This window comes from Oryzihumus sp. (assembly GCF_054325275.1).
In genome coordinates, this window is the sequence record NZ_JBTCWL010000100.1 from 1 (window position 1) to 11,132 (window position 11,132).

Sequence of the window (11,132 nt, forward strand, 5' to 3'; positions counted from 1 at the left end):
CACCCAGGTGGTGGCGCCGGCCCCGTCGTGTGAGTGGGGTCAGTGCACCAGCGCGCCGACCACGGCAGTGGCCACCAGGACAGCCAGCGCCACGAGCACGATGAGCCGACGGAAGCGCGGGGTCATCAGGCGGCGATCTCCGGCATCGGCTCGCCGGCCGGCTCGCGGACCAGGACGACGCGGGGGCGGCCGGTCCAGCGGTACTCCACGTGCAGGTTCTCCGTGCGCATGAGGTACAGCGTGGCAGCCACCAGCGCGCCGGCCACCGTGATGGTGCCGATGAGGATGGTCCACCGCGGGCCCCAGGCCGAGCCGATCCAGCCCACCAGCGGCGATCCGAGCGGCGTGCCGCCCATGAAGATCGCCATGTAGAGGGCCATGACCCGGCCGCGCATGTGCGGGGCCACGCTGAGCTGCACCATCGAGTTCGCGCTGGTCAGCACCGTCAGGGCGCTCAGCCCCACCGGCACCAGCGCGACGGCGAACCACAGATAGCTGGGCGCCAGGGCCGCAGCCAGGGTGGACACCACGAAGCCGGCCAGGGCGGCGAGCAGGATCCGCAGCCGGGGCCGTGGCCGCCGCGCCGAGAGCAGCGCCGCGGACAGCGAGCCGATCGCCATGATCGAGCCGAGCAGGCCGTACTCCCCCGCACCCTTGTGGAAGACCGAGGTCGCCATGAGCGCCGTGGTGAGCTGGAAGTTCATGCCGAAGGTGCCCAGCACGAACACGATCGCCATGATCAGCATGATGTCCGGGCGGCTGCGCACGTAGCGCACCCCCTCAATGATCTGCCCCTTGCCGCGGGCCCGCGGCGCAGGCTTGAGCTCGCTGGTCCGCAGCCGCCACAGGGCGACGAGGACCGCGACGAAGGTCAGCGTGTTGATGAGGAACGCCGGGCCGGTGCCTGCGGCGGCGATGAGCAGGCCGGCCACGCCGGGGCCGATCAGCCGGGCCGCGTTGAACGAGGCACTGTTGAGGCCGACCGCGTTGGTCAGCTCCTCCCGCGGAACCATCTCAGAGACGAAGGTCTGGCGGGCCGGGTTGTCGACGGCCGTGGCCACTCCCTGCAGGAAGGCGAGCACGTAGACGTGCCACAGCTCGACGGTGCCGGTGATGACCAGCACGCCGGTCAGGGCCGAGGTCAGGGCCAGCGAGCTCTGCGTCAGCGCGAGGATGCGGCGCTTGTTGAACCGGTCGGCGATCATGCCGGACCACGGAGCAAGCAGCAGCAGCGGCAGGAACTGCAGGCCGGTGACGATGCCGAGCGCGACCGAGGAGTGCGGCGTCAGCTCGGTCAGGACCAGCCAGTCCTGGGCGACGCGGCCCATCCAGGTGCCGACGTTGGAGATGAGGGCGCCGGCGGCGTAGACCCGGTAGTTGTAGATCGCTAGGGAACGAAAGGTCGGGCTCACTGTCCCGCCACCCTCAGCAGGATCTCGCTCGCTCGGGAGAGCACCTCCCGCTCCTCGGTGGACAGGCCCTTGATCCGGCTGGCCATCCACTCGTCCCGGCGGCGCCGGATGTCCTTGAGCGTGCGCGCGCCCTCCGGCGTGAGCGACAGGATCACCTGTCGCCCGTCGGTCGGGTCGTCGGCGCGCAGGACGAGCCCCCGCTCGACCAGCGCCGCGACCGTGCGGCTCATGCTCGGCGCGCTGACCCGCTCGATGTCGGCGAGCTCGCGCGGGGTGCGAGGGGTCTCCTCCAGCCGCGCCATCACGCTGAACTGGTGCGGCGCCACGATGTCGGTGCTCTCGAAACGGACCCGGCGGCTGATCCTCATGCAGGCCAGCCGGAGGTCGTTGGCCAACGTCGCGAGAGAGGTCGACGTCGGCGTCTTCGCCCTGGTTGTCATGCTGCCTCCCTGATGTCGTTAGCATAACTCATTACCTGTGCTAACTATTCCCCTTCGCCGGAACCACCCGGGACGGGCTGGATATCGTGCGGTCATGGGCCACGGGCACTCGCACTCCCACGGACCGGTGCCGGGCACCGGTCCGGCCAGCACGGCATACCGGGGGCGGTTGCGCACGGTGCTGCTCATCACGCTCGGGGTGGTCGTCGCCGAGGTGGTGGGTGCCGCCCTGTCCGGCAGCCTCGCCCTGTGGGCCGACGCGGCGCACATGGCGGCGGACGCCGCCGGGCTCGCGGTGGCGCTGCTGGCCACGCACCTGGCGCACCGGCCCCCCACGATGCGCCGGACCTTCGGCTACCAGCGCGCGGAGGTGCTCGCCGCGCTTGGCAACGCCACACTGCTGCTCGTGCTCGCCGGCGCGGTGGGTGTCCAGGGCGTCGAGCGGCTGCTCCACCCGGCCACGGTGCGCCCCGGCGTCATGCTGTTGTTCGGGGTGCTGGCCCTGGCCGCCAACTCCGCCTCACTGCTGCTGCTGCGCCAGGGGCAGGCCCAATCGATCAACGTCCGGGGCGCGTTCCTGGAGGTCCTGTCCGACGCCCTGGCCTCGGCCGGGGTCATCGCGGCGGCCGTCGTCGTGGCCCTCACCGGCTGGAGCCGGGCCGACGCCGTGGTCTCCCTGGTCATCGCGGTGATGATCCTGCCTCGGGCCTGGAGCCTGCTCCGGGAGGCCGGGGAGGTGCTGCTCGAGTCCGCCCCGCCCGGCGTCGACCTCGAGCAGGTGCGCGACCACCTGCTCGGCGAGGAGGGCGTGCGTGACGTGCACGACCTGCACAGCTGGACCATCACCTCGGGGGTGCCAGTGATGTCGGCGCACATCGTCGTCGACGAGGCCGCGTTCGCCGACGGGTCGCTGCCGCAGCTGCTGGACCGGCTGCAGGGGTGCCTCGAGGGCCACTTCGACGTCGCGCACAGCACCCTGCAACTGGAAGCGGCGGGCCATGGAGACCATGAACCCGCCGCTCACCAGTGACCGCTCACGCGGCCGGGCTGCTCACTTGACGCCGAGCAGCTCCTTGACCGGGTCGATCGCGAAGTAGACGACGAACAGCGAGGCCACCAGCCACATGATCGGGTGCAGCATGCGCGCCTTGCCACGCACGACCTTGATCAGCACGTAGAGCACGAACCCGGCGCCGATGCCCACCGTGATCGAGTAGGTGAACGGCATGAGGACGATGGTGAGGAACGCCGGGAACGCGATCTCCAGGTCGTCCCAGTCGATGCCCTTGACCTGCTGCATCATCAGGAAGCCGACCACGACCAGCGCCGGCGTGGCCGCCTCGTAGGGCACCACCGCGACGAGCGGTGCGACGAAGGTCGACGCGAGGAAGAGCAGGCCGGTCACCACCGCGGCCAGACCGGTGCGGGCCCCCTCGCCCACGCCGGCCGCGGACTCGATGAAGCCGGTGTTGCTGCTGACGCTGCCGACGCCACCCGCGGCGGCGGCCAGGCCGTCCACCACGAGGATCTTCTGGGCACCGATCGGGTTGCCGTCCTTGTCGAGCAGGCCACCCTCGGCGCCGATGGCGACCATCGTGCCCATCGTGTCGAAGAAGTCGGCGAGCACGAGGGTGAAGACGAGCAGCGCGGCCGAAACGATGCCGATCTTGGAGAAGGAGCCCAGCAGGGAGAAGTGGCCCAGCAGGCCGAAGTCGGGGATGTCGAAGGCGTTGTCGGGCACCTTCGGCACGTTGAGGCCCCACCCGGTCGGGTTGACGACCTTGCCGGTCTTGTCGGTCTGGCCGCCGATGTTGAACGTCCACTCGACGAGCATCGCCAGCAGGGTGGCGCCGACGATGCCGTAGAGGATGGCGCCCTTCACCCGCTTGACCATCATCACGATGATGGCGATGAGGCCGGCGATGAAGACCAGCAGCGGCCAGCCGGCCAGGAAGCCGCCGATGCCCAGCTCGACCGGGACGGGCCCGGAGAGCGGCTTGCGCACGAAGCCGGAGTCGACCAGGCCGATGATGGTGATGAACAGGCCGATGCCCACGCTGATGGCGACCTTGAGCTGCGCCGGCACCGCGCGGAAGACCGCCTGCCGGAAGCCGGTGAGCACCAGCACCGTGATGATGATGCCCTCGAGGACCACCAGGCCCATGGCGTCGGCCCAGGTCATCTGCGGGAGCTTGGCGATGCCGAACGTCACGAAGGCGTTCAGGCCCAGGCCGGCGGCGATGGCCAGCGGGTAGTTGGCCACGACACCCATGAGCAGGCTCATGACGCCCGCGACCAGGGCGGTGGCGGCGGCCACCATGGCCAGGTTCGGCGAGGTCCCGCCGCCGAGGAAGTGGCCCGTTCCATCGGTCTGGGTGCCGATGATCAGCGGGTTCAGCACCACGATGTAGGCCATCGTGAAGAAGGTGGCGAAGCCGCCGCGCACCTCCCGCCCGATCGTCGAGCCTCGTTCAGTGATGCGGAAGAAGTTGTCGAGGGCCCCTCGCGCAGCAGTGGGCCGTGGCGACGTGACGGTTGACGGCATGGCCTACAGGGTAGGGGGTGGATGCGCAACCCCTCGCATCCGTCCGCTTACAGTGTGGGGGTGACCACCCCGCCGATCCCCGACCCGCAGCCCCTGAAGGTCAGGACCACGCGGGTCGTCGAGATCGGCATCGCCATCTGGGCGCTCGCCCTCGTGGTCACCCTCGTGGTGCCCGCCCTGCACAGCGGGTCCCGGCACTGGTGGCCGTGGACCTGCGTCGCCGGCGTCGTGCTCGGCTTCATCGGGTGGAGCTACGTGCGGCGCGGCCGCGGCAACGCCGCCGACGCCTGACCCCTGGCCGGTATCCCGGGTCAGGACTCCCAGCGCCAGCTCACCCCGGTGAGCTCCTCGCTGCGGTCCCACAGCTTGGCCGCCAGCGCCTCGTCCTGCGCGAACGTGCTCAGCCGGGCCGGGCCGATGGGGCCGCGGGTCTCCCCCAGCCACTGCGGACCGGTGTAGGACCCGGGCGCGGCGGCGGTGGCGGCATACAGGCTGGGGTTCGCGCCGGCGGCCGCGGACTGGAAGGCCAGCCGCAGGGCGGCCGGGGCGAGCGCGCGGATGACCGGGTTGGCACCCATGCCCTGGGGGTCGGTGACCAGACCGGTGGCGGAGACCCCGGGGTGGGCCATGGTCGAGGTCAGGTGCGGCGCGCGCGAGGCCGCCCGGCGCTGCAGCTCGGCGCCGAAGAGGAGGTTGGCCAGTTTGGAGTTGCCGTAGGCCGGGCCGGGGCGGTAGGTCTCCGCCGGGTTCCCCTCGAGGACGGCCTCGGTGCCCCAGTGGTGCCGGATCGAGGAGACCGTCACCACCCGTGGCGCGGGCGCGGCCAGCAGCGCCGGCAGGAGCCCCGCGGTGAGGGCGTAGTGGCCCAGGTGGTTCGTGCCGAACTGCAGCTCGAAGCCGTCGCTGGTGCCCTGCCAGGTCGGCGGAGTCATCACCCCGGCGTTGTTGACCAGCAGGTCCAGCGGACCGCCCCACTCCCCCGCGAGGCGCGCGACCGACTCCAGCGAGGACAGGTCGAGCTGACGGACCTCGAGGTCGGCCCCGGGGACGCCGTCGCGGATGCGCTGCGCCGCGGCGTCACCGGCGCCGGTGTTGCGGCAGGCCAGGGTGACGCGGGCGCCCTGGCGGGCGAGCGCGGCGACGGTGTGCCAGCCGATGCCGGAGTTGGCGCCGGTGACGAGGGCGCGGACGCCGTCGAGGGTGGGCAGGTCGGACGGGGTCCAGGGCATGGCGGCAAGGCTACCCGCGGGTAGTCAGGCCGGCGCCGTGACGTGGACCTCAGACCAGGGCGTCGTAGGCGAACTCGTCGACGATCGGCTCGTCGTGCGGCGCGGGCTCGGGGCGCTCGACGTCGACCTCGCTGTGTGCGCCGCAGCCGTGGTCAAGGCTCACGACGCGACCGTCGGAGGGTGACCAGGCGTTGGCGCAGACGCCGAAAAAAGAGCGCAGGGCACCTGCCATCGGCACGAAGAACCCGCAGCTGGAGCAGGGCGCGGGGGCCTGCTCGGCGACCGGGGCGCTCGGGCCGTTCTCGCCGTCGTACCAGCGCTGGGCGGCCTCCTCGCGGCCCTCGGCGGACAGGACGCGCTTGCGGCCGAGGCCGAGCTCCCACTGCGCCATCTGGTCGACGTCCTCGTCACCGGTGGCCTCGAACCCCTGCTCGAGGCGGGGGTCCTGCTCGATGTAGGGCAGCACGTCGCCAGCCCCGAGGTCGCCGGGCGCCAGGCGCTCGGCGTAGGGCAGCCACTGCGGGGAGAGCAGCGCACCTTCGCCGGGGACCAGGTTGGTCTCGCAGACGGTGACCTTCTTGGCCCGCGGGGCGCGGGCGACGGTGATCGCCCAGCGCCAGCCGGGGTAGGCGGGTGCGGTGCACGCGAAGTAGTGCGTCGCGAGGCGCTCCTCGTCCATGACGAATTCGAGGTGCTCGCCGACGGTGCCGCGCTCGGCGATGCCCTCGGCGGCCTCGCGGGCGAGGTCGACCGCGCTGCGGAGGGTGGCGTCTTCCCTGGGTGGCATGCGCTCAGCCCACCGAGCCGTCGAGCTGGTCGGCCACGCCGCGCAGCACCTTGGCGATCTTGGCCGCCTGGGCCTTGTCCGGGTAGCGCCCGCGACGGAAGGAGTTGGAGGCGCCGTCGAGCAGCTTGATGGCGTCCTCGCAGACGACGGCCATCTGGTCGGCCGGGAGGCGCTTCTTCTCGTGCACCGAGGCCGCCACGGACGGCGCCGGATCGAGGACGCGGACCGACAGCGCCTGGGCGCCACGGCGGCCCTCGACGATGCCGAACTCGACCCGCGTGCCGCCCTTGAGCGTGGTGACACCGGCCGGCAGGGCGTTGGCGTGCAGGAACACGTCACCGCCCTCGTCGTCGCTGAGGAAGCCGAAGCCCTTCTCCGCGTCGTACCACTTGACCTTGCCCGTCGGCACAGTCCACCTCTTGCTCGTCAGGTCCACCCGCTCCCGGCTGGTGGCCGGGCATGGCTGATTGGCGCACGTTGCGCTCGACCAAGGTTATCCGCCCGCGGTGGCCCCAGAAAATCGGTTTCGACCTGTCGGTGGCCGCCAAGACAATGAGGGCCGTGACGACCGCCGCCCAGCCCCGCCCCTCGCTCGCCTCGTTCTGGCACGACCTGCCGCGCGAGGGCAAGCTCATGCTGTCCACGGTGGCGATCGAGACCCTGGGCACCGGGCTGGTCCTGCCCTTCGGCGTCATCTACGCCCACGAGGTGCGGCACTTCTCCCTGGAGACCACCGGCGTGCTGCTGGCGATCCCCGCGTTCGTCGGCATGGCCATCGTCGGCCCGGCGGGCTCGCTGATCGACCGGCTGGGCGCGCGCCGGGTCATCCTGCCCGCGATGGTCGCCCAGATGCTCGGCAACGTGCTGCTGGCGTTCGCCACCACCCCGGCCATCGCCGCGGTCGCGCTGACCCTGCTCGGCGCCGCGGGCGGCATCTTCTGGCCGGGCTTCAACGCGATGATCGCCAGCGTGGTGCCCAGCGGCATCCGCCAGCGCTACTTCGGCATCAACTTCACCCTGGTCAACCTCGGCATCGGCATCGGTGGGCTGATCTCCGGCTCGATCGTCGACGTGCACCGGCCGGGCACGTTCATGGCGATCTACCTCGGCAACGCCGTGACCTTCCTCGCCCCGTTCACCATGCTTCTCGGACCGCTGCGCCACGTGACCGGCAAGGTCGAGCACGAGCCCGACGAGGACGGTGCCGCGCCGGCCACCACGAGCTACCTCACGCTGCTGCGTGACCGCGCGCTGCGCCCGGTCATCCTGCTCACCTTCCTGTCGGCGTTCGTCGGCTACGCCCAGATGGAGGCCGGGTTCACCGCGTTCGCCCGCGTGGTCGGCGAGGTCACCCCGCGGACCATCGGCGCGGCCTTCGCCGTCAACACCGCGACCATCGTCGTGCTCCAGCTGTTCGTGCTCCAGCGGATCGAGGGGCGTCGGCGCACCCGCGTGGTCCTCGTGCTCTGCGCGATCTGGGGCCTGTCGTGGATCTCGCTCGGCCTGGCGGGCCTGGTGCCGGGCACGGCGGCCGCCACCGCGCTGGTCATCGGCTGCGCGGGCATCTTCGCCCTCGGCGAGACCCTGCTGCAGCCGACCATCCCGGCGATCACCAACGACCTGTCCCCCGACCACCTGCGCGGCCGCTACAACGCGATCATGTCGGCCGCGTTCCAGGGCGCAGCCATCATCGGGCCGGCGGTGGCCGGCGTGATGATCGGTGCTCGGCTCGACCTCGCCTTCATCGTCATGCTCGTCGGCGGCTGCGCCGTGATGGCCGTGCTGGCGATGGCGGTCGAACGCCGGATCCCCGCCCACGCCAACGGCGTCGCCGCTGAGGCGCCGGAGCCGGCCACGGCCACCGACCCCATGCCGGCGGCCGTGCCGCTGGTCTCGGCCGAGAGCTGACCGGCCGCGTGAGGGTTCAGCGGGTGCTGATCCCCCACGGCGCCGACCACGCCTGACCGGGCTCGAGCACGAGCAGGTCCTGCCCCGTCGCGAGCGCGTTGGGCGGGCAGGTCATCGGCTCGACCGCGAGCCCGCTGCGCCGGGACTGCTCCCCCGCGAGGGTGTCCCCGGTGAACACCTGCACCCACTGGTATGCCGGGTCGCCCCACAGGGTGACAGCCCGGTCGCTGCCGGGCCGGGTCAGGCGCACCCTCCACCGGCCGTCCTCCTCCGGCGCCAGGTCGGTGAAGGCGGTGTCCAGGACGGTGTCCGCCACGGACCGGCCGTCGCGGAAGTCGAACGGTCCGCCGGCCACCGGCTCGGTGCCGGTGGGCAGCAGCCGGTCGTCGACCAGCAGCCGCCGCTGCGCGGGCACGGTCAGGGTCAGCTCGTCGACGCGCTCCTCACCGGTGGTCAGGTAGGGGTGGGCGCCGAAGCCGAACGGCGCGGCGGCGGGTCCGACGTTGTGCGCCCGCGGCGTGACGGTGAGTCCGTCCTCGTCGAGCTCGTAGGCGACCTCGAGGTCGAGGCAGCCACCCCAGCCCTGCTGCGGGCGCAGGCGGTAGCCGACGACGACCCGGTGCGGCTCGTGCTCCAGCAGCGTCCACATCGCCCACCGGACCAGGCCGTGGATGGCGTTGTGGTGGCCGGGCTCGCTCAGCGCGAGCTGGAAGTCCTTGCCACCGAAGGCGTACCGCCCGTCGGCGACCCGGTTGGGCCAGGGCATGAGCACCTGGCCGCGGCCCGCCGCGCACTGCTCGTCCTCGGCGTAGCCCGCGAGCACGGGCACACCACCACGGGTCCACGACCGCAGGTCGCCGCCGACCTCGACGACGACGGCCTCCTGGTCACCGTGCCGGATCGTCCACTGGGCCCCGCTGGGCAGCTCCGCACTCACGGGGCAGAACCTAGGGGGTCAGCCGGTGGAGCCGGAACCCTGGGTCGACACCAGCGCCACCAGGGAGGCCACGCGGGTGGACTTGTCCGCCAGGACGAACGCCGTGTCACCGGTGCGGGTCGCCGCCACCTGCATGCCACGCATCCGCGTGGTGCTGTTGATCGTGTAGCTCTGGCTGAAGCCGTCGGTGCTGCGCAGGGTGATCGAGGTGCCCGAGACCGCGGTCACCTGGCCGGTCTGGAACACCAGGGTGCGGCCCTGCGCCGAGTACTCCCCGTGCCCGGCGCCCAGGCCCGGGAGGCGACCGCCCGGCATACCGGGCATGAGCCGCCGGCGCTGGTCGTTGCCGTTGCCCTCGCCGCGGTCGGCGAACGGGCCATTGCCACGCGGACCCATCATGACGCCGTGCCGGCCGCCCCCGTTGCCGAACGCGACTGTGCGCCCGACGAGGAAACCGCCGACGGCGAAGCCGCCGAGGAGCAGGACGGCGACCACCGCCGCGACGGCGGCCAGGCCCCAGCGGCGACCGCTGGTCGCGGTGGCCCGCTGCCAGGCGCTCGGCGGACGGCCGCCGACGCCGGCCGGGGCGGGCTGGACCGGCGGCGGGCCCTGGGGAGGCGCCCCGGCCGCGGCGGCGGACGGCACCGGGCCGGGCTGGGCGGCTTGGGGCTGGGCGGGGGGCAGCGGCTGCGTCGGTTGGGGCGGCAGCGACTGGGTCGGCTCGGAGGGACCCGGCTGGGGCGGGTTCGGCGGCTGCTGCGACATGGCGGTCCTTTCCTCACCAGCAGGATGCGCCCGGATCCTGTGCGGCGACAGGGACCAGGCTGGGAACCGGCCATGAGTGACCAGTCACCGGCCGGTCAGGCCAGCGCCGCCCGCAGCCGGGCGTAGGTGCCCTCGACGTCGCCGTCGAGCGGCTCCATCAGGGTCACCGGCCCGCACTGGCGCACCACCTCGAGCAGCCCGTCGTACATGCGGTGCAGCTCCTGGTCGCCCCCGGAGTCGGCGACCATTCGGCCGGCCTCGGCGTGCGCGGCCTCCTCGGCCCGACCGGTGCGCGCGTGGAAGCGGCGGACGGCGTCCTCGCGCCCATCGAGCAGCACGACGTGGTGGAAAGCCGCGCCCGCCTCCCGTGCCGTCTGCTGCAGCCGGTCCACGAACGCCCGTCGGCCGAGGAACTGCGGCACGACGACGTCGTGGCCCGCGAGCAGGTGGGTGCGGGCCATCGCCGCGGCAAGGTCCCGGGCGGCCAGGCCGGCGGCGTGCGGCTGGTCCTGCCACCGGCCCAGCTGCCCGCGCAGGCGGTCCACGTCGAGGGCCAGCGCCAGGGCGTGGTCGGCGACCCAGCGCCGGGCGAGCGTGGACTTGCCCGAGGCCGGGAAGCCGTTCAGCAGCAGGAGGTGGGGCACGGCATACGGGGGGCGCGGTCAGGCGTGGCGGATGCCGGCGGCATCCTGCAGCCCGAGGATCTCCACGGCCTGCGCACGCATCTCGACCTTGCGGATCTTGCCGGTCACCGTCATCGGGAACCCGTCGACGACGTGGACGTAGCGGGGGATCTTGTAGTGGGCCAGCTGCCCGGAGCAGAACTCGCGCACGTCCTCGGCGATCAGGGGCTCGTGGCCGGGCTTCATGACCACCCACGCCATGAGCTCCTCGCCGTACTTCGCGTCGGGCACCCCGATGACCTGCACGTCGGCGATCGCCGGGTGGGTGTAGAGGAACTCCTCGATCTCGCGGGGGTACACGTTCTCGCCGCCGCGGATGACCATGTCCTTGATCCGGCCGACGATGGACAAGTATCCCGCGTCGTCCATCGTGGCCAGGTCACCGGTGTGCATCCAGCGGGCCGCGTCGATGGCCTCGGCGGTCTT

13 protein-coding genes are annotated in these 11,132 nt (G+C 72.3%); 3 read left to right on the plus strand and 10 right to left on the minus strand.

What is annotated here, in order from left to right; all coding sequences use genetic code 11:
- Window positions 1-125: 125 nt before the first annotated feature.
- Together ACXVGS_RS17875 and ACXVGS_RS17880 are read right to left on the minus strand one after the other, a co-directional pair.
- Complete coding sequence (locus ACXVGS_RS17875; protein WP_458529783.1) at window positions 126-1,412, minus strand: MFS transporter; 1,287 nt, start codon at window positions 1,410-1,412, stop codon at window positions 126-128.
- Window positions 1,409-1,852, minus strand: coding sequence for a MarR family winged helix-turn-helix transcriptional regulator (locus tag ACXVGS_RS17880; RefSeq protein WP_458529784.1), 444 nt, complete (start codon window positions 1,850-1,852; stop codon window positions 1,409-1,411). Before ACXVGS_RS17880 ends, ACXVGS_RS17875 begins: the two co-directional genes overlap by 4 nt.
- A 94-nt stretch (window positions 1,853-1,946) precedes the next feature.
- Between ACXVGS_RS17880 and ACXVGS_RS17885 the strand changes: the two genes are divergently transcribed.
- The gene (locus ACXVGS_RS17885; protein WP_458532376.1) at window positions 1,947-2,882 is read left to right on the plus strand and encodes a cation diffusion facilitator family transporter; all 936 of its coding nucleotides are present in this window, start codon (window positions 1,947-1,949) and stop codon (window positions 2,880-2,882) included.
- Window positions 2,883-2,903: 21 nt separating this feature from the next.
- Here ACXVGS_RS17885 and ACXVGS_RS17890 read toward each other — a convergent pair whose 3' ends face one another.
- Complete coding sequence (locus ACXVGS_RS17890) at window positions 2,904-4,397, minus strand: NCS2 family permease (protein WP_458534908.1); 1,494 nt, start codon at window positions 4,395-4,397, stop codon at window positions 2,904-2,906.
- A 60-nt stretch (window positions 4,398-4,457) separates the two neighbouring features.
- On the opposite strand from ACXVGS_RS17890, the gene ACXVGS_RS17895 reads away from it, so the two are divergent.
- Window positions 4,458-4,688: a DUF2530 domain-containing protein gene (locus tag ACXVGS_RS17895; RefSeq protein ID WP_458530126.1), complete on the plus strand. Its 231-nt coding sequence runs from the start codon at window positions 4,458-4,460 to the stop codon at window positions 4,686-4,688.
- A 20-nt stretch (window positions 4,689-4,708) separates the two neighbouring features.
- On the opposite strand, the gene ACXVGS_RS17900 is transcribed toward ACXVGS_RS17895, so the two are convergent.
- The 3 genes from ACXVGS_RS17900 to ACXVGS_RS17910 are packed head-to-tail and all read right to left on the minus strand — an operon-like array spanning window position 4,709 to window position 6,822.
- Window positions 4,709-5,626, minus strand: coding sequence for an oxidoreductase (locus ACXVGS_RS17900; RefSeq protein ID WP_458530125.1), 918 nt, complete (start codon window positions 5,624-5,626; stop codon window positions 4,709-4,711).
- A gap of 49 nt (window positions 5,627-5,675) precedes the next feature.
- On the minus strand, window positions 5,676-6,413 hold the full coding sequence (locus tag ACXVGS_RS17905; RefSeq protein ID WP_458530124.1) for a DUF3027 domain-containing protein: 738 nt from the start codon (window positions 6,411-6,413) through the stop codon (window positions 5,676-5,678).
- A 4-nt stretch (window positions 6,414-6,417) separates the two neighbouring features.
- A complete protein-coding gene (locus ACXVGS_RS17910) occupies window positions 6,418-6,822 on the minus strand; it encodes a cold-shock protein (RefSeq protein ID WP_458530123.1) in 405 nt (134 codons plus the stop codon).
- Between the two features lie 143 nt (window positions 6,823-6,965).
- On the opposite strand from ACXVGS_RS17910, the gene ACXVGS_RS17915 reads away from it, so the two are divergent.
- Window positions 6,966-8,321, plus strand: a complete 1,356-nt coding sequence (locus tag ACXVGS_RS17915; protein WP_458530127.1) for an MFS transporter — start codon at window positions 6,966-6,968, stop codon at window positions 8,319-8,321.
- 16 nt (window positions 8,322-8,337) lie between these two features.
- Here the strand turns inward: ACXVGS_RS17915 and ACXVGS_RS17920 are convergent, their stop codons facing one another.
- The 4 genes from ACXVGS_RS17920 to ACXVGS_RS17935 all read right to left on the minus strand — a co-directional run.
- Window positions 8,338-9,258, minus strand: coding sequence for an aldose 1-epimerase family protein (locus ACXVGS_RS17920; protein WP_458537284.1), 921 nt, complete (start codon window positions 9,256-9,258; stop codon window positions 8,338-8,340).
- Between the two features lie 18 nt (window positions 9,259-9,276).
- On the minus strand, window positions 9,277-10,023 hold the full coding sequence (locus ACXVGS_RS17925) for a hypothetical protein (RefSeq protein ID WP_458537285.1): 747 nt from the start codon (window positions 10,021-10,023) through the stop codon (window positions 9,277-9,279).
- A gap of 95 nt (window positions 10,024-10,118) precedes the next feature.
- On the minus strand, window positions 10,119-10,667 hold the full coding sequence (locus tag ACXVGS_RS17930; protein WP_458533470.1) for an AAA family ATPase: 549 nt from the start codon (window positions 10,665-10,667) through the stop codon (window positions 10,119-10,121).
- 18 nt (window positions 10,668-10,685) lie between these two features.
- Window positions 10,686-11,132: AMP-binding enzyme (locus ACXVGS_RS17935; RefSeq protein ID WP_458537286.1), on the minus strand; the 447-nt coding region annotated here is incomplete at its 5' end.

Bases quoted from the DNA above. Each gene is read 5' to 3' on its own strand.
- ACXVGS_RS17880 (WP_458529784.1), bottom strand. From the start codon at position 1,852: ATGACAACCAGGGCGAAGACGCCGACGTCGACCTCTCTCGCGACGTTG.
- ACXVGS_RS17885 (WP_458532376.1), top strand. From the start codon at position 1,947: ATGGGCCACGGGCACTCGCACTCCCACGGACCGGTGCCGGGCACCGGT.
- ACXVGS_RS17890 (WP_458534908.1), bottom strand. From the start codon at position 4,397: ATGCCGTCAACCGTCACGTCGCCACGGCCCACTGCTGCGCGAGGGGCC.
- ACXVGS_RS17900 (WP_458530125.1), bottom strand. From the start codon at position 5,626: ATGCCCTGGACCCCGTCCGACCTGCCCACCCTCGACGGCGTCCGCGCC.
- ACXVGS_RS17905 (WP_458530124.1), bottom strand. From the start codon at position 6,413: ATGCCACCCAGGGAAGACGCCACCCTCCGCAGCGCGGTCGACCTCGCC.
- ACXVGS_RS17915 (WP_458530127.1), top strand. From the start codon at position 6,966: ATGAGGGCCGTGACGACCGCCGCCCAGCCCCGCCCCTCGCTCGCCTCG.
- ACXVGS_RS17925 (WP_458537285.1), bottom strand. From the start codon at position 10,023: ATGTCGCAGCAGCCGCCGAACCCGCCCCAGCCGGGTCCCTCCGAGCCG.